The 21,668-nt window shown below is 61.8% G+C and carries 18 protein-coding genes; 11 read left to right on the top strand and 7 right to left on the bottom strand.

The window, feature by feature from the left end; genetic code table 11:
- Positions 1-114: 114 nt before the first annotated feature.
- A complete protein-coding gene (locus tag WFQ05_RS14375; RefSeq protein ID WP_130523079.1) occupies positions 115-1,248 on the bottom strand; it encodes a PilT/PilU family type 4a pilus ATPase in 1,134 nt (377 codons plus the stop codon).
- 142 nt (positions 1,249-1,390) lie between these two features.
- On the opposite strand from WFQ05_RS14375, the gene WFQ05_RS14370 reads away from it, so the two are divergent.
- From WFQ05_RS14370 to WFQ05_RS14320, 11 genes are all read left to right on the top strand, one after another.
- Positions 1,391-1,816: a DUF4398 domain-containing protein gene (locus WFQ05_RS14370; protein ID WP_328590642.1), complete on the top strand. Its 426-nt coding sequence runs from the start codon at positions 1,391-1,393 to the stop codon at positions 1,814-1,816.
- Positions 1,813-2,703, top strand: coding sequence for a hypothetical protein (locus WFQ05_RS14365; RefSeq protein ID WP_337054311.1), 891 nt, complete (start codon positions 1,813-1,815; stop codon positions 2,701-2,703). Before WFQ05_RS14370 ends, WFQ05_RS14365 begins: the two co-directional genes overlap by 4 nt.
- 334 nt (positions 2,704-3,037) lie before the next feature.
- A complete protein-coding gene (locus tag WFQ05_RS14360; RefSeq protein ID WP_130515246.1) occupies positions 3,038-3,256 on the top strand; it encodes a YdcH family protein in 219 nt (72 codons plus the stop codon).
- A 187-nt stretch (positions 3,257-3,443) separates the two neighbouring features.
- Positions 3,444-4,814: a pyridoxal-phosphate dependent enzyme gene (locus tag WFQ05_RS14355; protein WP_337054310.1), complete on the top strand. Its 1,371-nt coding sequence runs from the start codon at positions 3,444-3,446 to the stop codon at positions 4,812-4,814.
- 95 nt (positions 4,815-4,909) lie between these two features.
- The gene (locus WFQ05_RS14350) at positions 4,910-6,094 is read left to right on the top strand and encodes a cystathionine gamma-synthase (RefSeq protein WP_337054309.1); all 1,185 of its coding nucleotides are present in this window, start codon (positions 4,910-4,912) and stop codon (positions 6,092-6,094) included.
- Positions 6,095-6,122: 28 nt separating this feature from the next.
- Positions 6,123-6,908, top strand: coding sequence for an ABC transporter permease (locus WFQ05_RS14345; RefSeq protein WP_337054308.1), 786 nt, complete (start codon positions 6,123-6,125; stop codon positions 6,906-6,908).
- Between the two features lie 12 nt (positions 6,909-6,920).
- On the top strand, positions 6,921-7,529 hold the full coding sequence (locus WFQ05_RS14340) for an acyltransferase (RefSeq protein ID WP_337054307.1): 609 nt from the start codon (positions 6,921-6,923) through the stop codon (positions 7,527-7,529).
- Positions 7,513-8,760: a glycosyltransferase gene (locus WFQ05_RS14335; protein WP_337054306.1), complete on the top strand. Its 1,248-nt coding sequence runs from the start codon at positions 7,513-7,515 to the stop codon at positions 8,758-8,760. The genes WFQ05_RS14340 and WFQ05_RS14335 overlap by 17 nt, the downstream gene beginning before the upstream one ends.
- A complete protein-coding gene (locus WFQ05_RS14330; RefSeq protein WP_337054305.1) occupies positions 8,760-10,073 on the top strand; it encodes an ABC transporter ATP-binding protein in 1,314 nt (437 codons plus the stop codon). Before WFQ05_RS14335 ends, WFQ05_RS14330 begins: the two co-directional genes overlap by 1 nt.
- Positions 10,073-13,738, top strand: a complete 3,666-nt coding sequence (locus WFQ05_RS14325) for a polysaccharide pyruvyl transferase family protein (RefSeq protein ID WP_337054304.1) — start codon at positions 10,073-10,075, stop codon at positions 13,736-13,738. The genes WFQ05_RS14330 and WFQ05_RS14325 overlap by 1 nt, the downstream gene beginning before the upstream one ends.
- Positions 13,739-13,910: 172 nt before the next feature.
- Positions 13,911-15,062: a glycosyltransferase gene (locus WFQ05_RS14320; protein WP_337054303.1), complete on the top strand. Its 1,152-nt coding sequence runs from the start codon at positions 13,911-13,913 to the stop codon at positions 15,060-15,062.
- Here the strand turns inward: WFQ05_RS14320 and WFQ05_RS14315 are convergent.
- The 6 genes from WFQ05_RS14315 to WFQ05_RS14290 form a co-directional block, all read right to left on the bottom strand.
- The gene (locus tag WFQ05_RS14315; protein ID WP_337054302.1) at positions 14,974-16,737 is read right to left on the bottom strand and encodes a hypothetical protein; all 1,764 of its coding nucleotides are present in this window, start codon (positions 16,735-16,737) and stop codon (positions 14,974-14,976) included. The two genes, WFQ05_RS14320 and WFQ05_RS14315, sit on opposite strands and share 89 nt — an antisense overlap.
- A gap of 11 nt (positions 16,738-16,748) precedes the next feature.
- On the bottom strand, positions 16,749-17,741 hold the full coding sequence (locus WFQ05_RS14310) for an NAD(P)-dependent oxidoreductase (RefSeq protein WP_337054301.1): 993 nt from the start codon (positions 17,739-17,741) through the stop codon (positions 16,749-16,751).
- A 2-nt stretch (positions 17,742-17,743) separates the two neighbouring features.
- Positions 17,744-18,121: an SMR family transporter gene (locus tag WFQ05_RS14305; protein WP_337054300.1), complete on the bottom strand. Its 378-nt coding sequence runs from the start codon at positions 18,119-18,121 to the stop codon at positions 17,744-17,746.
- A gap of 31 nt (positions 18,122-18,152) precedes the next feature.
- Positions 18,153-19,556 carry a UbiA family prenyltransferase gene (locus WFQ05_RS14300; protein ID WP_337054316.1) on the bottom strand — a complete coding sequence of 468 codons (1,404 nt, stop codon included), beginning with the start codon at positions 19,554-19,556 and terminating at the stop codon, positions 18,153-18,155.
- An 88-nt stretch (positions 19,557-19,644) separates the two neighbouring features.
- Positions 19,645-20,634 carry a lysylphosphatidylglycerol synthase transmembrane domain-containing protein gene (locus WFQ05_RS14295; protein ID WP_337054299.1) on the bottom strand — a complete coding sequence of 330 codons (990 nt, stop codon included), beginning with the start codon at positions 20,632-20,634 and terminating at the stop codon, positions 19,645-19,647.
- 12 nt (positions 20,635-20,646) lie between these two features.
- Complete coding sequence (locus WFQ05_RS14290; protein WP_337054298.1) at positions 20,647-21,585, bottom strand: electron transfer flavoprotein subunit alpha/FixB family protein; 939 nt, start codon at positions 21,583-21,585, stop codon at positions 20,647-20,649.
- Positions 21,586-21,668: the final 83 nt, after the last annotated feature.

Below are 21,668 nucleotides of genomic sequence, written 5' to 3'. Positions count from 1 at the left end.
CCCGGGCCGGCGCCGGGGGCCCCGCGTTTTGGGGGGGGCCCCCCCCGTGGCGTCGCGGGGCCCCCCCCCGCCACCCCCCCTCGCCCCCCGGGGGGCCCCCCCCGGGACTCCCGCCTAGAAGCCGTGCGTGATCGTCGAGGGGGCGCTGCTGTCGTACAGATCGGCGTAAGGGTCGTGCTCGCCCGAGGCGCCCTCGGACAGGCGGAACTTCAGCGCCAGACCATCGCGCGAATCGGCCGCGCGCAGCGCCTCCTCCTGGCTGATCCTGCCTTCCTTGGCCATGCGGAACAGGCACTGGTCGAAGGACTCCATGCCGTCCTCCAGCGACTCCTCCATGGCCTGCTTGATCTCGTGGATCTGGCCGCGGCGCAGCAGGTCGCGGATCACCGGGGTGTTGATCAGGACCTCGGCGGCCGGCAGCCGGCGCCCGTCCACGCCCTTGACCAGGCGCTGGGACACCACGGCGCGCAGGTTCAGCGCCAGGTTCATCAGCACGTTCTTGTGCGCGGTCTCGGGGAAGAAGTTGAGGATGCGCTCGATGGTCTGGTCGGCGTTGTTGGAGTGCAGCGTGGCCAGGCACAGGTGGCCGGTCTCGGCGAAGGCGATGGCCGCCTCCATGGTGGTCGCATCCAGGATCTCGCCGATCAGGATCACGTCCGGCGCCTCGCGCATGGCGTTCTTCAGCGCATTGTGGAAGGCGTGGGTGTCCAGGCCGACCTCACGCTGATTGACGATGGACTGCTTGTGCTTGTGCAGGTACTCGATCGGGTCCTCGATGGTGAGGATGTGCCCGGTGGTGCTGGAGTTGCGGTAGTCGATCATCGAGGCCAGCGAGGTCGACTTGCCCGAGCCGGTCGAACCGACCAGCAGCACCAGCCCACGCGGGGTCATGATGATGTCCTTGAGTACCTCCGGCAGCTGCAGCTCCTCGATCGAGGGGATCTTGCTGCGGATGGCGCGGATGACCATGCCCACCTCGCCGCGCTGCTTGAACACATTGACGCGGAAGCGCCCGGCCTCGGCCAGGGCCACGGCCATGTTGAGCTCCAGGTCGCGCTCGAACTGCGGCACCTGGCCCTCGTCCATCAGCGAATAGGCGATTTTCTTGACCATGCCCGGTGGCAGGCCGGTGTTGCCAAGGGGGTAGAGCCTGCCTTCGATCTTGATGTAGACGGGCGCGCCGGTGGTCAGGAACATGTCCGACGCGTTCTTTTCCGTCATCAGCTTGAGGAAATAGCCGATGTCCATTGATGAGTCCCCGCTGGCTTGGCGCCTGCACGTCCATTGCAAGTGCGCTATGTGCTTGACGACAATGGCCGCGGATTCCCCCTAGAACGCCGCGGCCATCAAGATGATTCGTAGCTTCGCACAATTCTCCAGACGGCTGTGCGTGACCGGTTTGGCCTTCCTCGCACTCAGTGCCGCCGCGCAGGCGCAGGAAGTGGGCGTGGCCGAACTCGCCGCGGCCCAGGCCGCCGTGCAGCGCGCCAGCGACGCAGACGCCGACCAGTACGCCCCGGACCTGATCCAGGCCGCGCGCGACAAGGTCAGCCAGGCCCAGGCATTGGGCGAGAGTCGCAGCGGCCGCAAGCAGATCCCGCTGCTGGCCCTGCAGGCGCAGGCCGACGCCGACCTGGCCCGTGCGCGCAGCGCGCAGGCGACCGCCCAGGCCCGCCTGGCCCAGGAGCAGTCCGAGATCGATCGGCTGCAGAAGGTCCTGGCCGCCCCGCCGCCGGCGCCGCCCGCCCCGACGCCGCTGCCGCCACAGGACACGCTGCCCACGCTTCCCCCCGCTGCCCCGGGAGGCACGCCATGAACCGTTCCCTGTCCCGCGGCCTGCTGCTCGCCCTGGCGCTGGGCCTGGCCCTGCCGGCGCTGGCCGCCGACGACGAGGTCGTGGCCCAGCTCAACGCCCGCCTGAGCGCGCTGGACGCCAACCCCGACCTGCGCGAGCAGGGCGCCTACGAGCGCCTGCAGGCCGTCCAGGCCATCGCCCGTTACGCCGATTCCAAGCGCAGCGAGCGCGATGCCCTGCTGTACGTCGCCCAGCGCCGGGTCGAGATCGCCGAGGTGGCCGCCCAGAACGGCGCCATCGGCCGCCAGATCGACACCCTGGACCGCACCCGCAACGACCTGCTGCTGGAAGCCAGCCGCCGCGAGACCGCGCGTGCGCGCCAGGAGGCCGAGCGCCTGCGGGTGCAGCAGCAGATCCAGGCCGAAGAAGCCGAGCGCCTGCGTCAGCAGGCCGAGGCCGAGGCGGCCGCGCAGGCCGAACAGGTGCAGGAGGTGATCTCCACCGCCACCTCCACCCAGCAGGCCAAGCTCAACGCGGCCCGGCAGAAGGACGCCGCCCTGGCCCGCCAGGAGGCCGAACTGGTCTCCGGCGCCAAGCTGCCCAAGTCCAGCTTCGGCGCCGACGGGGCCGAGACCTTCGTGCTGACGCCGGCCATGTTCCAGGACGGCAAGGCGACCCTGTCGGCCGCCGGCAAGTCCGCCGTGCAGGCGCTGGCGGCCTACATGGACGCCACCAAGGGCACCAAGCTGCGCGTGGTGGGCTACGGCGACAAGCAGCTGGGTGCCGGCCGCTCGGCCGCCCTGCGGACGGCACTGATTTCCGCCGGCGTGGCCAAGGCCCGGGTCACCGACGGCGGCGGCAAGGGCGCCAGCAAGACGCAGGCGGCCGCGGCCATCGTGACACCGTGATTTTCATTAAGAATCAGTCATTTATCTGAATCTGCGGCGCCCGTCCCGGTTGCCGGGCGGGTCGTCTTCTCCAAGCCAACCTGGACCTGTCTGTGTCCGCCGAACGGTGCTTGTCGCCCCCGAAGGGCAGGAGTAGGGTCGTATCCCCAGGGGGTCGCTGAAGACCTCCTGGATTGACGGAGACGCCGCGCCGATGAAGCCGATGCCCGACCCAATCCAGACCGCTGTGCACGCCCCGTCCGGGCGTTGGTTCATCGATCCGCGCTTCCCCCACGCCACGCCCTGCGCCGTTCCCCGGCCGGGGCGTTCGTATTTCCGCTGAAGGAGAATGCCCATGTTTGAAGAGCAGCCGCAGTCCGAAATCGAGGCCTTGATCAAGACCGATCCCGAGTTCAAGCAGCTCTACGAGCGCCACCGCAAACTCAACAAGAAGGTGATGGATGCCGAGCTGGGCGTCTTGCCCATCGACGACGCCACCCTGGGCCAGATGAAGCGCGAGAAGCTCCTGGCCAAGCAGCGCCTGCAGCGCAAGTACGAATCCACGCCCCACTGATCTGGTTCACAGTCGCGGGTGCCGGTGACTTCCTCGTCGGACGCCGGCACCCGCGCAATTCGTAGTCCTGCGGCGGCCCTGGTGGCCGCCGCTTTCGCATCCGCCCTTGGGCGCGGGTGGAACTGAACGGCTCGTTGCGGTGGCGATGCCATAATCGCCTGCCCCTCATCACGAGCGTCCCGCCCGCATGGCGATCCATTCCTCGGTCCTCGAACTGATCGGCCGCACCCCCATCGTCAAGGCCCAGCACCTGGACACCGGTGTGTGCGAGCTGTACCTGAAGCTTGAGAGCGCCAACCCTGGCGGCTCGATCAAGGACCGCATCGGCCTGTCGATGATCGGCGCCGCCGAGGCGCGTGGCGAGCTCAAGCCCGGCGCGACCCTGGTGGAAGGCACGGCCGGCAATACCGGCCTTGGGCTGGCGCTGGTGGCCCAGCAGAAGGGCTACCGCCTGATCCTGGTGGTGCCGGACAAGATGAGCCGGGAGAAGATCTTCAACCTCAAGGCCATGGGCGCCGAGGTGGTGCTGACCCGCTCGGACGTGGCCAAGGGCCATCCGGAGTACTACCAGGACCTGGCCGCGCGCATCGCCAGCCAGACCCCGGGCGCCTACTTCATCAATCAGTTCGGCAACCCGGACAACCCGGCCGCGCACGAGTTCGGCACCGGCCCGGAGATCCTGGAGCAGATGGACGGCCGGCTGGATGCGATCGTGTTCGGCTGCGGCAGCTCGGGCACGATGACCGGTCTGTCGCGCGCCTTCGCCAAGGCCTCGCCGGACACCGAACTGGTGCTGGCCGACCCGGTCGGCTCGATCCTAACCCAGTACATCAACGACGGCACGCTGAGCGAGAAGTCCGGCAGCTGGCTGGTGGAAGGCATCGGCGAGGACTTCCTGCCCGGCATCTCCGATTTCAGCCGGGTCAAGAAGGCCTATGCCATCCCGGACAAGGAGAGCTTCCTGACCGCGCGCGAGCTGCTGGCCAAGGAAGGCATCCTGGGCGGCTCCTCGACCGGCACGCTGCTGGCCGCCGCGCTGCGCTACTGCCGCGAGCAGACCACGCCCAAGCGGGTGCTGGTGTTCGTCTGCGACACCGGCAACAAATACCTGTCCAAGATGTACAACGACTACTGGATGCTGGACAACGGCTTCATCGAACGCCCCCAGCACGGCGACCTGCGCGACCTGATCCTGCGCCCGTACAGCCAGAAGGACACGGTGGTGGTCGCTCCGACCGACCTGCTGACCACCGCCTACCAGCGCATGAAGCTCTACGACGTCTCGCAGCTGCCGGTGATGGAGGGCGAGAAACTGGTCGGCATCATCGACGAGTCCGACGTGCTGCTGCACGTGTATGGCGACGAGGCGCGCTTCGGCGACCCGGTCGCCACCGCGATGGTCAGCAAGCTGGAGCGGCTGGACGTGGCCTCGCCGATCGAGGCGCTGCTGCCGGTGTTCGATCGCGGGCAGGTGGCCATCGTGATGCAGGGCGAGCAGTTCCTGGGGTTGATCACGCGCATCGACCTGCTCAACTATCTGCGCCGGCGCGTGCAGTGAACCGCGCCGCATTCAGCTTGTCGTTCATGAACCCGTCGCGCCTGCGTGCGTGACGGCACTGCTAGAATTCCCCTCGATCTCTGAAGAACCCCCCCATGTCCGACCATACCCGCGGGAGCCAGGACGGCGACAGCAGCCTGGCTTTGGCGACGCTCGCCATCCACGGCGGGCAGGCGCCCGACCCCAGCACCGGGGCGGTGATGCCGCCCATCTACGCCACGTCCACCTACGCGCAGCCGAGCCCGGGCCAGCACAGCGGCTTCGAATACAGCCGCACGCAGAACCCGACCCGCTTCGCCTATGAGCGCTGTATTGCGGCGCTGGAGGGCGGCAGCCGCGGCTTCGCCTTCGCCTCGGGCATGGCCGCCACCGCGACCGTGCTGGAGCTGCTGGACAGCGGCGACCATGTCATCGCCATGGACGACCTGTACGGCGGCAGCTACCGCCTGTTCGAGCGCGTGCGCAAGCGCAGCGCCGGGCTGGATTTCAGCTTCGTCGACCTGACCGACCCGGCGGCGTTCGAAGCGGCGATCACGCCGAAGACCAAGCTGGTGTGGATCGAGACGCCCACCAACCCGATGCTCAAGATCGTGGACATCGCCGCGATCGCGCAGATCGCCCGCGCGCGCGGGCTGAAGGTGGTGGTCGACAACACCTTTGCCTCGCCGATGCTGCAGCGCCCGCTCAGCCTGGGTGCGCACCTGGTGGTGCACTCGGCCACCAAATACCTCAACGGCCATTCGGACATGGTCGGTGGCGTGGCCGTGGTCGGCGACGACGCCGAACTGGCCGAGCAGTTGGCCTTCCTGCAGAACTCCGCCGGCGCGGTACAGGGCCCGTTCGACAGCTTCCTGGCCCTGCGTGGCCTGAAGACGCTGCACCTGCGCATGAAGGCCCACTGCGACAACGCCCTGGCCCTGGCGCAGTGGCTAGAAACGCAGGACGCCGTGGCGCAGGTGATCTACCCCGGCCTGACCACGCACCCCCAGCACGCGCTGGCGGCTCGGCAGATGTCCGGCTTCGGCGGCATCATCTCCTTCGAGCTCAAGGGTGGCGCGGCCGCGGCCAAGTCCTTCTGCGAGCGCACCCGGCTGTTCACCCTGGCCGAATCCCTCGGCGGCGTCGAAAGCCTGGTCAACGTCCCCGCCCTGATGACCCACGCCTCCATCCCCGTCGAGCGCCGCGCGCGCCTGGGCATCACCGATGGGTTGGTGCGGTTGAGTGTGGGGGTGGAGGATGTCGAAGATTTGCGGGGCGATCTGGAGCGGGCGTGGGCATGAAGCCGCACTTGACGCGAGGATTTACCGCATGAGTGCGGCGAACGTTGTCAGTTTGGTTTATCAGCTGACCAAGCGCGAGGTCAGTGGTCGCTACAAGGGTTCGGTGCTGGGAATTTTCTGGTCATTCGTCAACCCACTGCTGATGCTGGCGGTGTATACGCTTTTTTTCTCCGTGATCATGAAAATCCGTTGGGATGATGGCGGATCCCATCGGCGTGCCGATTTTGCCGTGCTGCTGTTCGTTGGCCTGATCCTGCACGGCTTCATCGCAGAATGCATCAATCGTGCACCGGGCCTGATCGTCGGCAACGTTAACTATGTCAAGAAGGTCGTTTTTCCCATCGTCATCTTGCCCGTGGTCGCCTGCGGTTCGGCGCTTTTCCACTGGTTAATCAGCCTTGGTGTGTTGACCGTTGCATTGCTGTTTGTAAGTGGCGGTCTGCCCTGGACATTTCCGCTGATTTTTGTGGTCATGTTGCCGCTGGCGCTGTATGCGCTGGGTGTGAGTTGGGTGCTGTCATCCATCGGCGTCTACCTTCGCGATGTCAGTCAAGTCGTTGGCGTGTTCTCGCAGATTCTTCTCTTCATGTCGCCGGTGTTCTTCCCAGTCACCAAGATCCCGGAGACCGTTCGTCCACTGTTCCTGGCCAATCCGTTGACCACCATCATCGAACAAGCCCGGGCCGTGCTGATCTACGGCAAGATGCCGGATTGGTCCGATTGGGGCGTGCAGATGGTCGTTTCCCTGATCGTCGCGGTACTTGGTCTTATTTGGTTCCGTGCGACCAGGCGCGGCTTTGCCGATGTGCTTTGATCGGGAGTGGGTATGAACGGACGCTTGAAACGCTGGCTTCTGCAACAGCGCTTCTTTTATCAACTGATGGGTTTGAAGTATTACATCGGGAACAATCTCATCTCCCACTTCCCTATCGAACGAGCGAGATTGTGGTATCTGCGCCGCGTGCTCAAGATTGAGGTGGGGCAGCACACTCACGTCAGCATGCGCTGGTTCGTCACGGGCTATCCGGTACGTGCCCATGTGCGGATCGGTGACAATTGCGTAATTAATCGCGAGGTATATCTTGACGGGAGAGTGGGGGTCGTGATCGGAAACAATGTCAATGTCTCATTCCAGACTTGTATTCTGAGCCTGCACCACGATCATAACGCGCCTACGTTTCCGGCCATTGGCGGAGCGGTCACAATTAAGGATCATGCATGGATCGGTGCGCGTGCTCTTTTGTTGCCTGGGGTCACCATTGGTGAGGGTGCCGTAGTGGCCGCTGGGGCAGTGGTGGCACGCGATGTCGAGCCTTATTCTGTGGTTGGCGGAGTTCCTGCAAAAAAGATCGGCGATCGTAATCGCGATATCCAGTATCTGACCAAGTTCTCGCCGTATTTCGATTCGGATATTTTCGATGAAACCGCAGGTTAAGAAGCAGGTCCTGGTCTTTATGCTCGCCCCGTCGTTACCCGCAGTGACCGGCGGCGATATTTATGCGATTAATACTGTCCTGCCATTCGCCGATCAGATTGACTATCATCTGTTCTGCTATGTCGGCGGCCAGGATCAGATCGCCAAGGTCGAACAACATCGCACACTTTACGATCGTGTTTTTCGGACGGTGCACATGGAGCCGCGGCCGAAAATGCCGTTCGAGCTCCCTAAGTGGCGCCGAGCGTTGCGCATGGCGTGGCAGGTTAGACAGGGTCTTCCGTTCATCGATGCTAGCTACTGCAGTGCCTCGGCAGTCAAAGCGGCGCGCCATATCGTCCGTGAGCAAGGTATTGATGCCATTGAGGTCAACTCCGCGCATTTAGCGTTTTTCCGCAAGTATCTACCGTCGGTACCAGGAATCCTGGTTAGCCATAACATAGAGGCGGATATATTCCCGTTCTGGATGCCGGTCGGCCTGCGCGGCTGGAAGCTTCGGTTCATGGAATGGGTGGCACGCAACAGTCGTCAAGCCGCCAAGGCCGTCGAGCTTGAAAACGCGTATGGCTTCAAGGCGATGACCTTTATTTCTCGGCAAGACATGGCGCGCGTGACTGACGGCGTGCCCAAGTATCTGATGCCGTTGCACTTCCCGATTTCAGAACGCAGCTATGCGAGCAGGCCAGGCGGAAGTTTCAATGTGCTCTGGATGGGCGGCTTTGGGTGGTATCCCAACGCCGAAGGGGTCGGCTGGTTCGTTGAACAGATCTATCCGCTCATAAAGGACAAATTGCAGGAAAATGGCATCGTTCTCCATTTCTGTGGTGGAGGTCCTCCAGAAGCGCTCAAGGCGATCCATGATGGCCAGCAGGTCATCGTGCACGGCTTTGTTGAAGACCTAAGCCAGATACTGGATAAGGCACATCTTTTGATGGTGCCATTGCTGTCTGGTGGAGGTATCCGGGTCAAGATCGTCGAGGCAATGTCTGCCGGTATTCCCGTGCTGAGTACCAGCAAGGGTTGCGAGGGCATCGGTGCAACGGATGATGTCAATATCCTGATTCGGGATGATGCAGCCGAGTTCGCTACTGCCCTGTTGGCCTGCTCTCAACAACCGCAAAGGATGGCCGAGTTGTCCTCGGCGGGGCTGCGTCTGATGGCGAGCGAGTACTCCCGTGAGGCCAGCCTGGGTGCAAAGCGCGCCGCCTATCGACAGGTGGGAGTGCTGTGATGCACGTGGATGGCGGTACGGCGCAGCTCGAACCTGTGGTCTCCGTCCGTGGGATCAGCAAGACTTTCCGCATCTTTGATCGCCCAGCACAGCGACTTCTGCAGCCCTTGTTCAATCGGTTGCGCTGGCTGGTCGGTCTGCCGCCACGTCATGCCCGGTTGTTCAATGCGCTGGATGAGGTGAGCTTCGATATCTTGCCTGGCGAAACGGTCGGCATCATCGGCCGTAATGGTAGTGGCAAGTCCACCTTGCTACAGATACTCGTGGGTACCTTGCAGGCCAGCCGCGGGACGGTTTCGGTACGTGGCCGGGTGTCGGCCCTGCTTGAACTCGGCGCAGGCTTCAATCCCGAGTTCAGCGGACGTGAGAACGTAAATCTCGCCGGCGCGATCATCGGGCTCTCGCCCGCCGAGATGGCAGCGCTGATGCCGGAGATCGAGAGGTTCGCGGATATCGGCGAATTCATCGAGCAACCAGTGAAGACCTACTCATCCGGCATGTACGTGCGGTTGGCCTTCTCGGTGGCGATCCATGTCGCGCCGGACATTCTTGTAGTCGACGAGGCGCTGGCGGTAGGCGACACGGCTTTCCAGACCAAGTGCCTGACGCGCATCCGTCGCATGCAGTCCGAGGGTGTGAGCATCATCTTGGTGACGCATTCGACCAACACCCTGCTGGAATATTGCGATCGCGGCATCTATCTGCGCCATGGCAAGGTTCAACTCGATGGGCCATGCCGAGACGTGGTCAAGCGTTATGCCGACGATCTCGTCGACGAAGAAGGTGGGGCAGTCATCTACGATGACGATCCGGTGGTTGAAGCGGTTGGCCCCCGCTTGCCGGAAGCTGACGGCGAACCTGATGTACCCGTAGATGCTGGACCTGCAAGCGAGATCACCCACGTGGCCATTCTCGACAATAAAGGTGAGGCGCGGACTACCTTTGTGCATGGCGATGAGCTGATTGTGAAGGTCGGTATCCATGTTCGCCGTAGGATCGAATCGCCTTGCTATGGAATCCAGATCAAGAGCGTCGATGACATAGCCCTATGGGCAGGCACGACCCAGAACATGAGTCTGACGCCGGCTCCAACAGATCCGGGCGATTACGTGTTCAGTTGGAGATTGACGCTGAATGTGACAGGCAACCGCTACGTACTGGCGCTGGGCGTGGGAGACATCGATAGCGGTGAATACCACCGTCATTCGCGCGTTCCCTACGCTGGGCATGTGGACGTGCTCTCGCAGCCGCATAGTGGACATGGATGGATCGCGCCGTTGCCGCAGTTCAGCCACCCTTGCAGGGCAGAATAATGATTCATCCAACAGGTTCTGGCTTTCGTGTTCTCGTCATTGGCTTCTACGGAGCACCGAACATTGGTGACGAAGTCTTGCTGGATATCGTTGTGCGGCACATCCGCTCGTTGGGCGGTGAGCTGATCGTCGCTAGCGTCGATCCGGCCCAGACCGAACGCATGCACAGCGTCGATGCGATCGCCCTTGACGACATTGGGGCCATCGCACGGGCGTTGCTGCAATGCGACGCTTTGATCATGGGGGGGGGCGGCATCTTTCAAGATCACCACCCATTCAATCTCGAAGCGGTTTACGTGCCGTCCACGAACGACATCGCTGGCTATGCGCGGCCCATGCTGCTGGCAAGGCAGATGGGTGTCCCGGTCTATATCTGGGGTCATGGCGTTGGACCGTTGCGCTCGGCGCCAGCGCAGACGCTGGTGCGCGAGCTGTTCGAACATGCTGAAGCGGTCTCTGTACGCGACAGGGAGTCGCGGGATCTGCTGCATGCTGTCGGGGTTGGCCGTGACATCGTGGTGGCGGCTGATCCCGGCTGGCAGTTCCGGCGCTTTCATCCCTTGCCTGAAGTGCCTCATGAGCACGCCCCCCCAACCCTGGCCGTCGTGGTTCGCGAGTGGGGAAAAGGCAACTGGAAATCTTCATTGGCGGTGGCATTACGAGACGCTGTGCCGGCAAACTGGCGCATCCATTGGGTCGCATTCCAAGCTGGGAGCGACCGTAACGGGGCGTTGTCCGACCTTCCATTGATCGAGGAACTGCGTGCATTGGTTGGAGATCGCGAGGGCAATGAGGTAGTCGTGCCGACCGACGTCGAGGAGGCGTGGGCCGTGTTGGCTCGCGCCGACGCAGTGCTCTCCATGCGACTGCACGCCAGCATATTGGCGCTGTTGGCAGGGAGGCCGACTGCCGGGCTTGAATACGATCCCAAGCTTTCGCATGCTCATGAGATGGCGCAGATGCCGGATGTACTCCGCCTGCAGGTCAGTGATGACTCGGAACGATTCAGCGAGGCGCTGCGCGCGCTGTTATCGCGTGCGTGGGTGCCGGACCCAGCATGCGTTGATGAGCTGGAGCGCTCCGCCCAAGCTCATCTTGAGATGCTGCAGTCCTTGGCGTCGCTATCGGCCCCATCTTTGCGTTTCGACGCTCAAGGTTTCGATTGGCTATCCGTGTGGCTGCAGCAAACCTTGACAGAGTTGCGTGAATTCCGGGAGCAGAGCAGGAAGGCGCATGAGCTGCTGAACTACCGGGATTTTCAGCTGGCTGAGAAGGACTCCGCCTTGAGCGCGCTCAACACTCGGCTCGAAGAGGCGCATCGGCTTCTGCAGACGGATATGGACCAGATCGCCACGCTACAGGAGCGCGTCGATCACGCTGACGATGCGCTGGCACAAGCACTGCGCCAAGGTGAAGAAGCGCTACGTGGCGTAGAGGAGGCGCTGTCGATCAGTCGGCGCAACGCCGAGACCGAAATCCAGCTGCGCGATGAAAAAATTGAGGCGATCAATTGTGTGCTGGAACAATCGCGCTTGAGCATTGATGTGGCCGTATTGGAGTCGAATCGGCTACGCGAGGAGCTCGACGGGCTCGCCAGGACATTGGAGGCCAAGGACGCCTACATCGAAGACAAGGAGGTCTATATCGCGCTGCTGCGCAGACAGGTGGAAGAGTTGGACGCAGCGCTGCAGCATAGCCGGCAGGAGACCGAGGAAGCGCGGAACCTTTGGCGGCGCCTGCATCGCTTTCTCGGATTGCTGCGGCGGGACGTTGTCCGGATCGCCGCAGCGCCATTCAAACTGGCTGCGGTGTGGCGCCGCTATGGTGCGCGCGTTGCCTTGCAGCAGATCCCGCGCCGCATGAAGACATTGGGCGTGCTGCCGACAGCACCAATCGCAGAGGAGCAATCTGCGGAGGGCGTGTTGGTCCGGCCCGTGCGCCGCGAACGGCTGCTGGTGCTGGCCTCTGCGCTGAGTGATGAATCGGGTTGGCCCAGCCGTTGCCTCCAATTGGCCAAGGCAGCCGACCGCGCCGGATTCATGGTCCGTGTCCACATTCCGTCGCAGGTTTCTGCCGGTATCAATGCTGGGCCGCTGGTGGAGCGTTTGGTCGTCGATGCCGATAGCTGGTTGCAAAGCCTGCGGGCAGATGCGACGCGTGTACTTTTGGCCGATGCATCACCTCGTGCCGTGGAACTGGCAGCATCTGCGCGTAGCCGTGGCGCCACGGTAATCGTTGACCTGTCGTCTCTATCGCCGGGATTCACGTCGTTACCCAACTGGCACGACATCGCAGCGCTTGCTGATCGCTTGGTCTCCGATGACCACGATGTCGTTGTTCCGGGCTTTAAGGTCGAATACCTCGCCGAAGCCGGCGACAACGAGATCTTTGATTCTTACCGCAGTTTTGAACGTCCGCCTGGCTTTGGGGGAGCTCACGGCGATGTGCTCGTGGTGATGCTCGGCAGCGCGTCCATGGACTGGCTAAGCTTCGCCGCGCAGGAGCGCGAAGCCCCGCTCTTTCACGTCGTCGGCGAGATCACTCCTCTGCCGAGCCACCCGCGGATCAAGCCGCAGACATGGAGTTGGGCACCGGAAGAAATGGCACCCCTGCTCGCGGCAGCACGTTCTGTCGTTGTGTTGGGCGGGGGCGAGGGGGCGGCAGTCTCTGAACTGCGTCGGCGAGTCGTGATGGCAGCACTGCTTCTGGAAAAGCCTGTACACGTCGATGTCGACCCCGGTCCTGGTCTGCTCAATTCACCGAACCTGCATGTGGGAGTCGCCGAACTGACGCTCGACGTTTTACTCCGCACGCAATCGGTCGAAGATTACCGATTCGTGGCCTCATCGACATGGCTCGGACGTGCCGAACAGTTGATTGGCCCCGCTTATCCGGAGTCGGTCAGTGTCGTAGTCCTCATTCACAACAATCGTCGCATTATCGAGCGCTGTGTCAGCACGCTGCTACAGCATGCTGGCGACTGGCTGCAGGAGATCGTGGTGGTCGACAATCAGTCCAGCGACGGAGGTGCGGAACTCGTCGAGCAGCTTTATGGCCGCCATCCCAAGGTTGTTTTCGTGCGAAACAGCGAGAACGGCTGCTCATCGGGGCGAAATCTCGGCGTTAGACATTCGACGGGGAAGTACATTGCGTTCTTCGATTCCGACCAATGGTTGACCTCAGCTTCCTGTTTTGCCGAGGCTGTTGCCGTCCTCGGCTTGGACGAGGGGATTGGGACCATCGGCTGGAATGCGGGCTGGTTCGACGCATCACGGGATGACCTGGGTGGGCCCATCTCGGATTATCTACCGCATCGCGGCATGAATGCCGAGGCTAGGATCAAGGGCTATCGCAACGATGTCGGCTTCCTCGGCACCAGTTGCATGTTCATTGCGCGGGAGCTTTTCGATCAGCTTGAGGGCTTCGACACGTTCTACGATCCGACCTGCTTCGAGGATACGGACATTTGTTTCCAGGTGAAGAACGCGGGTTATTCGGTCGCGTTCCGCGATTTTGCGGGGGTGCGTCATCAGCCTCATCAGACCACCGGTGCTAGCGAAGGCAGCGAACGATACAGGCAACTGTTTAATCGCAATGCCGACTATTTCCGCAAGAAGTGGCAGGGGCGGCCGGAGTTCTTTGTCGACCTAAAATCCTGGCATTGACTGTCAGCCTGTCGTGGAGGCTCGATCCTTGCGGAGGACAGTCCTAGAGGCGCTTCTTCTTGTGGCTCCCGGTCTGTATCGCTTCCGGCTCAGGAGGCGCTCGGGGGGGGCGTACTCATGCTTGTCTCTCCAATCTAAGCCCGTTGCCTCCCGCCGGAAGCGGATTCTAGTGGTGGATCATGATTTTCCGGAGGCAGATCGAGACGCGGGTTCGCGCGCAATAGCATGTTTTGTTTCCATGTTGAAGGAAGCGGGGTTCGACGTGTGCTTCTGGGCGGCGACAACTGCGCCTTCGTCCCGGGGCCGGTCGGTTTTGGCTAAGGGGGGTATTGAGGCGATCGCCCTAGCGGATACAGGGGCGCTTGAGGTGTGGCTGCACGCGGGCGGCGCTCACTTCGATGCCAGCGTAGTCAGCCGTCCGTTGATGGGTGCCATGTATATGGCAATACTAAAGGCGGAGATTCGCGGTCCGTGCATCTATTATGGTCATGATATACACCATCATCGTCTTAAAGCCCAGAGCCTCACCCTAGCGGGGCGAGGGGGCTTCTGGGATATGTATTACAACTCCATCATCGAGCGCAGGCTGTGGCGAGGCGCTGATGTTGTGCTATATCCTTCTCAAGAAGAAGCGGATACCGTCAACCGTTATCTTGAGATGATCGGGAAGCGCCTTAAGGCGGAGTTTTTCCCGCTCTGGACTTTCAGAAAGAGCCGCCATTTTCCCGAACCTGCGTTGCCTCAGCGCCGAGGTATCTTGTTCGTCGGCAGCCATGCACACGCACCAAACATAGACGGGTTGAACTGGTTCCTCCGAGAGGTGGCGCCGTTTCTACGCGCTCACGCGCCGACAGTCCGCCTGACGATTGTGGGTTCAGGAATGAACTCATATCTCCCGCCGGAGACAGATGTCCTGATGCTGCGGCTGATGGGGCACATCGATGATCGCGCGCTCGACGCAGAGTATGCCGCGGCGCGCGTGGTCATCGCTCCCCTACGTTACGGCGCGGGAGTGAAAGGAAAGGTACTAGAGGCGATCAATCACAGAGTCCCTTGCGTATTGACGGATGCCGCTGCTCAAGGCTTGGGTGGCCTCAAAGCGAGCCTTCCGGTGACAGATGATCCGCTTGCGTACGCCAAGGCGCTGGTGACTCTACTTACCGACGACAACGCCTGGCACTCAGCGTCCGAAGGGGCTGCGAGTTGGCTCGCCGAAGCGTACAGCCACGAGCGCTTTATTGAGCGATTGCGTGCTCTGACAGGTGTGACACCGCCATTTCCTGGGGCGGCTTCAAAGGTACGCGGCAGACACGCGCGAGATTGACCCAAGAGCCCAAATCCTGCATCGCGCCGCAGCTGTCCTTGCCCAGCTCAACAGGCTGATAGACAACAGGATTGTGCGAAGCCAGCATGCCGAAGTGATAGACCGCCGAAAATCCCATGAAAACGGGAGCTTGTACTACCAGCGTCTCGCCTGGGCGCAACTGGTTAAGGACGTGGCCATCGATCTTCGTGCCGGATTCGATTGCTGCAGTTCGGACATAGTCGCGCACTCCAATGGACACAAGCACCAAATTTCCAAGCAAGGCGAAGGTGCCGGCTGCTGCCAATATCCGTGTGAGCGGAATTGGCGCGATTGCGCCCGCGAACAAGAGGAGGATCACTGCCGCATACAGAAAGGGAACGTAACGTGCCCACCACGGGGCTGCGTGTACCAGTACGAGCGCCAACAAAAAGACGACGGCGGCGAGAAGCTTCTTTTGACTGACCGGTATTGCTCGCAGCCCGGCCTCACCGCCACCGAATACAAGCAGCAGTGGCAGGATCGGAAGTGAAAGCACCAGTGCCGCTGAAAACAGAGGTCCCATGCCGGCGTAGCGCGTATCGGGCACGCCTGAAGCCTGAATCTCGCCATCCATGAAGGATCCCGGCATCTTCAATCCTGGATGCTGGAACGTGTTCGAGGTGTGGGCGAATAGGGAGCGGACAAGTGTCACCGGTCGAGCGCCTTCAAGCATACTGGGCTCGGCTTGATTTTCCATTATTTGAGCATTGCCGGTCACCGGATACGCAACGGGCAGGCCTTTGGCTAGGTGGTTCAAATAGGGGTGTGAAAGGATTACCGCACCCAGCACAGCCCACGCTGCAATTTGTTTGAAGCTGGGGCGTCTGGCGACAAGAAAAGGGATTGCCAATAGCGCTGCGAATAGCGCGCCCGTGAATTTAAGTCCGGCGATGATAATCAAAGCCGACCAGCCAACCGTTGAGGCGAGGTGCTCGCTGCGCGGTGCCAAACACGAGAGCATCGCAAGCGTAATGGCCGCATATGTCGCGCCATCGACATAATTCGAAATCAGCTGAGCCAATACGACAGGGCACGCAGCAAGGAGCCCGGCCGCGGTTACGGACATCCAGCGACGTGGCGTGTAGAAACTTAGAACCCATGCAGCACAGAAAAAAACAGCAACTGCCAACATTGGAGCCAATGATTTTCCAGATTCCCAGCTAAAGCCGTAATCCATTAGAACGGCGCCATAGAGCCAGGAGAGATTGGGGTAATGTCCGGCCCACTGGGAATTTTGGTTGCCAGACCAGATCGCGTCAGCGAAATAAGGGGCTTTCTGTGTATGGGTCCACTCAGTAAAGTCCTTGGTCAACCAAGGATTCCACCCTTCGTGCAGCGCTACCGTGGCCGGTTTGTGGTACATGTTCCCGTCCCAGGTCGGGTCCGGAAGCAAGCCAGCTGCGAAGGCCAGCACTGCGACCAGCAGAGCGGCGGCCGCGGCAGGCAGAAGCCAGCGTCGAGCTCCGGCTGTAGCCACCAGTAGCAGGCCGGCCACAGGCGGAAGCCATACTGACAACGTGTGCAGGCCGCTGTAGACCGCTAGCGCCTTTCCGCCAACCAGGGCGAGAATCGTCACGACAATCGCGGTACCGAGTCGCTGCCCTAGGGGCAGCAGGCTTGCACGTGCTTGGGCATCAGGAACCTGTTTGATCATCTGAGCGGCTTTCAAGAGGATTTCGATTTGGAGTTTTCTGACCGGCGATAGTGCTCGTAGGCGCCAACCAACATATCCTCGTCATTACGGCTCGGTTTCCAGTCCAGCCTCTGAATGGTGGGATTGATATCCACAACGTAATTGACATCGGCGATCTGGTACTGCTCTCGGTGCAGTAGCGGCTTACCCAGCTTCTCTAGGATAGACAGTGCGAGCTTCAAGGGGCGAGCCGGGACTGGTACCACAATAGATCTGGAGCCTATTCTCTTGATCGTGTTACGCAGCAGCTGTCGTACCGGTGGCGCCTCGCCCGATCCCAGGCTCAGCGCGACGGGAGGAAAGCCCTTGTCGACTGCAAGGAGGATGGCATTGACAACGTCCTCCACCGCGATCATTTGGTAGCGATTCCTGCCGCTGCCGATGGTCGGTACCGGCAGGCCGAGGTCCATCAGGCGAAACAACTTGGTCAGGATGCCGAAGCGGCCCGGCCCAACGATCATTCGCGGGCGAAGCACCGTGATCAGGTAGCCTTCACTGCGGGCGCTCTCGCACAACTGCTCGGAGGCCGCCTTGCTTCGGCCGTAGGGGCCCAGCGGGTTACGGCGGTGGGTGGGGGGCACCGGCAGGCATTCCGGCATGCCATAGACCATATCCGTGCTCGTATAAATCATCCTCGGCTGTTGCAGCTGTCGCATCCATGCCAGCACGTTCGCGGTGCCTTTGACGTTGACTTCAGAGAACCATGCGTCCTGATCCTGCGAAGGCACATTGTTGTGAAACTGGCGGGCGGCGAGGTGATACACGACATCGCCCTCATTCAAGGGGACCCTCGCCAACGCAGCCGTATCCAATATATCCATCTGGTGGTGCGCCACGCGATCTTTGAATTCCTCAGGCAGTGGCTGCAGGTCCACAGTACGTACCTGCTGTTGCTGCGCTAGCAGCGCTCGGACCAAGTAGGTGCCAGTGAAGCCGGAGCCGCCGATGACGATGTGTGCGCCCATCCTCAACCTCCCCTGGCCACGAGCACTACACCAGCACAAATAAGCGCGACGCCAGAAAGCTTCATGACGCTTATCGGCTCGCGGAAGAAGAGATAGGCGGCAGCTACTACGATCACGTAACCAACACTGAGGAACGGATAGGCAAAACTCACCTGCACCTTGGACAGGACGTACATCCACAGCACGATGCTAATGGCGTAGCAGGAAAGTCCGCTGAAAACCCACGGATCGAGCACGATGCGGAACGCGCCCCGCGCCAGTTCAATCACCCCTTGGTTGGTGGCCAGCGTGACGTTCGGCATGCCCTTGCGCAGAAACAGCTGAGCGCTGGCATTCAGCGCAACAGAGAACAAAATAAGTGGAATGAATTTCAGATACATATTATTGATCCCGCGTTCCGGTTCTGGATGACTACTGGTAATAGGTCGCTGCCAGCACGATAAGTAAGGCAAGTCCGCCGACGATCTGGCTGACGCGATCACGCGCGGCGAACACGATGGGATCGTCGTGCATTCTACCTCTGTGGGCTACAAACCAAGTGCGGCTGATCCAGTAGAGGAGGACCGGGCAGAGCAGCCAAAGCAACTTTGGTGTGGCGTACAGTTTCTGGCTTTCGGGGCTATCGATGTAGAGCGCGAACACAAGGACTCCCAAGTAGCCCGCCGCGGTGCCGAAAGACTGCACCAGGGTGAGGTCGGACACGGAGTAACTGCGGCCGGATGCCCCGTCCTTGCCCAGGCTGGCGGCCATTGTCAATTCGGTATACCGCTTGAGCAGCGCTAAGCTGAGGAAAATGAACATGGAGAAGGCCAGGAGCCAGAACGATGGCTCGGCTTCAATGGCGACAGCTCCGCCGATGATGCGGACGGTGTAGAGCGCGGCAAGCAGTACCACGTCGATCATGACGATGCGTTTGAGCCTAAGTGAATACCCCAACGTCATGACGTAGTACACCAACAGCACAGCGGTGAACCGTGGGTTGCAGAGCAGCGAGAGGGCTAGGCCGCATAGCGTCAATGTTGGCGCCACGAATATGCCGTGCAGGAGCGGCAGCTTGCCCGCCGCAAAGGGGCGATTGCGCTTGCGTGGGTGTTGGCGATCTGGCGTCAGATCAAGCAGGTCGTTCAGCACATAGACGCCGGAAGCGCACAAGCCGAAGGCCACCAGAGCGACGAGCGCCTCAATCACGGATGCGGAATCGAGGAAGCGATGCGCCGTGACGAGCGGGACAAAAACCAACAGGTTCTTGAGCCATTGATGCAGACGGAGTGCTTTGAGCCAAGTCTTGCGGCGGGCAGGCGCGGGCCAATGGGCTCGCAGCTCGGTACGCTGGGCTGCGCTGCGGGCGAGCTTTCTGCCATTGTTGACCACCCAGGCGCCGGATGCCTGTCCCCACACTGCGAGGTCCACTCGGCCGTTGCCCATGTACTCGAAGCCGCGGACGCCGAACCGCTTGACCAGGGCGCGCGCTTTGTTGGCCCCGGAAAGATTCTGTAGGCCATCGCTTGCGATGACCTCCTCGAACAGCCCCAGATGCTCGGCAATCGGATTGACGAGCATCTGGTCGGATGCGGTGCACAGGACGCGAGGCCGAAGCGAGGTGGTTCGGAGCGTCTCCAGCACTTGCGCGTTGTAAGGAAGTGTATCGGCGGGGAGCCTGACCCGCTTTGCGAGTTCGCGCTTCAATGCGGCCTTGCCGCGCAGCAGCCAAAAGGGAATCAGAAAAGCATGCAGAGGGCTGCGCGCGAGGAGCGCAAGGAGCGACTCATACAGGATGTCTGAATTCAGTAGCGTGCCATCCAGGTCGACGCACAGCGCGGGACCCGTCGGGCGAGCCGGTTCGGAAGAAAGTTCTGAAGACGTTGCTGACATTTAAATCTGGCATCCGTGGCTCAACTGGAAATTATACGGTGCGCAACGGCGCACCCTTGCGCGGGAAGTACTCAAGTGCGAGCACCGAGATGCTGCCCTCTAGGATGGCAAACCATAGCGTCACCAGGCGTACACCGATTGCGGCGGCTAGCGCGTCAGGCACAGGCACACCTAACCGTTCCAGCATCAACACGATCGCTAGTTCGGTCGTGCCTACTCCGCCTGGAACGAATGAAAGGGCGCCTATCAACATGGCAAGCGGGTAGATACCAAAAAGCGCGAAAAACGGAGCGTGAATCTCCAGAGAATTGCATATGCCGACAAAGGCGAGTGCTATCAGGCTCCAGGCTAGGCAGCCGATCACCATGCTCGCACCTAGCGATCGCCACCTTAAGTAGATCTTCAACTCGACTCGCGTCTCCTCGATGAAGCTGGTCAATCGTTTGAGAAGCCCGCCATGCTGCTTCGCAGACATCCAGTCCAAGCAGCGGGCTGATCCCGGCCATGCCACCAATCCGAAAAGGATGCCCACGAGCGTAATGACTACCAAGCAGAGCAGGCCGATGGTGGGAAACACGCGCCAAGCCAGCAGGGAAAGAAGCAAGATGACCAGCAGATCGCATGCGCGCTCGAGGACGAACGCTGCGATCGTGCGGGAAGGTGTTATCCCCATGTTCTCAAAGTAACGGATTCGTAAGAGTTCACCTGCTTTGCCTGGTGTTGCCGTCAGTGCAAAGCCGGCTAGGTATGCGAAGAATCCCCGCCAGATCGGAGGTGCACTTCCGCGTTCTCCCAATAGCCAGAACCAGCGTGCGTAGCGCGTCGCATGACTGGCCAGCACCATCGGGAGCATGAGCCCCAGGATGCCCCATTGATCCAACAAGCGGCTGAAAGCTCCGTTTTTCCGGTCTATCCACCACAGGGTTGCCAGGTAGGCGCTAAACAGGACGCTCCCTAGTGCGACGCGCCACCACGATGTCTTCTGCCGCTCAACGCCGCGAGTGTCCTGTTGTGCTTTCAAGAAAGTTCCCAGTCAGGTCGCTGCTTCCAGCTCAGGCAGGATGGCAAACAAATCGCCCACCAGCCCGATATCGGCGATCTCGAAGATCGGGGCGTCGGCGTCCTTGTTGATCGCCACGATGGTGCCGGCGTCCTTGATGCCGGTCAGGTGCTGGATGGCGCCGGAGATGCCGATGGCCACATAGAGCTCCGGAGCGATGATCTTGCCGGTCTGGCCGACCTGGAGTTCGTTGGGGACGTAACCGGCGTCGACCGCGGCGCGCGAGGCGCCGACGGCAGCGCCGAGCTTGTCGGCCAGCTTGTAGATGATCTCGAAGTTCTCCTTCGAACCCACGCCGCGACCGCCGGAGACCACCCGGCGGGCAGACTGCAGGTCGGGGCGGTCGGACTTGCCGGCCGCCAGGCCGACGAAGCGGGTGTGGGTCGGCAGGCTCGCCTCGACGCTGGCCGCTTCGATGGGTGCGTTGCCGCCCTGCGGGGCTTCCGGCCAGGAGGCGGTGCGCACGGTGGCCACGACGGTCTGCCCGGGATCGGCCTCGACGGTGATGATGGCGTTGCCGGCGTAGATCGGGCGGGTGAAGCGGTGTTCGCCTTCGACGGTGATCAGGTCCGAGACCTGGGCCACGCCCAGCAGCGCGGCTACGCAAGGCATCAGGTCCTTGCCGAAGGTGGTCGAGGGGCCGAACACATGCGTGTAGCCGGCGGCGAGCGCGGCGATCTGCGGGGCGAGCACCTGGCCGATGGCATGCTCGTTGGCCGGATTGGCGACGGTCAGCACCTTGGTGACGCCGGCGATCCTGGCGGCGGCCTCGGCGACGGCGGTCGGATCGGCGGCCAGCACGGCCACGTCGAGCGCCTCGGGCTTGAGCGCGGCGGCGGCGCTGACGGTCTTGGCGGTGGAGGCGTTGAGCACGCCGTCCAGGTGTTCGGCGATGACGAGGACTTTGGACATGTGCGGGTTCCTGTTTCGTCATTCCCGCCTTGGCGGGAATCCATGATGGGACGGGCGGCGAAAGGCACTGGGTTCCCGCCTTC

It is taken from the genome of Pseudoxanthomonas sp. USHLN014 (genome assembly GCF_037153335.1).
Lineage (GTDB): Bacteria > Pseudomonadota > Gammaproteobacteria > Xanthomonadales > Xanthomonadaceae > Pseudoxanthomonas_A > Pseudoxanthomonas_A winnipegensis.
The sequence above is the reverse complement of the archived record's forward strand: the minus strand, read 5'-3'. Positions and strand labels throughout refer to the sequence as shown.

Coding starts and splice junctions, on each gene's coding strand:
- WFQ05_RS14375 (WP_130523079.1), bottom strand. CDS start 1,248: ATGGACATCGGCTATTTCCTCAAGCTGATGACGGAAAAGAACGCGTCG.
- WFQ05_RS14365 (WP_337054311.1), top strand. CDS start 1,813: ATGAACCGTTCCCTGTCCCGCGGCCTGCTGCTCGCCCTGGCGCTGGGC.
- WFQ05_RS14360 (WP_130515246.1), top strand. CDS start 3,038: ATGTTTGAAGAGCAGCCGCAGTCCGAAATCGAGGCCTTGATCAAGACC.
- WFQ05_RS14355 (WP_337054310.1), top strand. CDS start 3,444: ATGGCGATCCATTCCTCGGTCCTCGAACTGATCGGCCGCACCCCCATC.
- WFQ05_RS14350 (WP_337054309.1), top strand. CDS start 4,910: ATGTCCGACCATACCCGCGGGAGCCAGGACGGCGACAGCAGCCTGGCT.
- WFQ05_RS14345 (WP_337054308.1), top strand. CDS start 6,123: ATGAGTGCGGCGAACGTTGTCAGTTTGGTTTATCAGCTGACCAAGCGC.
- WFQ05_RS14340 (WP_337054307.1), top strand. CDS start 6,921: ATGAACGGACGCTTGAAACGCTGGCTTCTGCAACAGCGCTTCTTTTAT.
- WFQ05_RS14335 (WP_337054306.1), top strand. CDS start 7,513: ATGAAACCGCAGGTTAAGAAGCAGGTCCTGGTCTTTATGCTCGCCCCG.
- WFQ05_RS14330 (WP_337054305.1), top strand. CDS start 8,760: ATGCACGTGGATGGCGGTACGGCGCAGCTCGAACCTGTGGTCTCCGTC.
- WFQ05_RS14325 (WP_337054304.1), top strand. CDS start 10,073: ATGATTCATCCAACAGGTTCTGGCTTTCGTGTTCTCGTCATTGGCTTC.
- WFQ05_RS14315 (WP_337054302.1), bottom strand. CDS start 16,737: ATGATCAAACAGGTTCCTGATGCCCAAGCACGTGCAAGCCTGCTGCCC.
- WFQ05_RS14310 (WP_337054301.1), bottom strand. CDS start 17,741: ATGGGCGCACACATCGTCATCGGCGGCTCCGGCTTCACTGGCACCTAC.
- WFQ05_RS14305 (WP_337054300.1), bottom strand. CDS start 18,121: ATGTATCTGAAATTCATTCCACTTATTTTGTTCTCTGTTGCGCTGAAT.
- WFQ05_RS14290 (WP_337054298.1), bottom strand. CDS start 21,585: ATGTCCAAAGTCCTCGTCATCGCCGAACACCTGGACGGCGTGCTCAAC.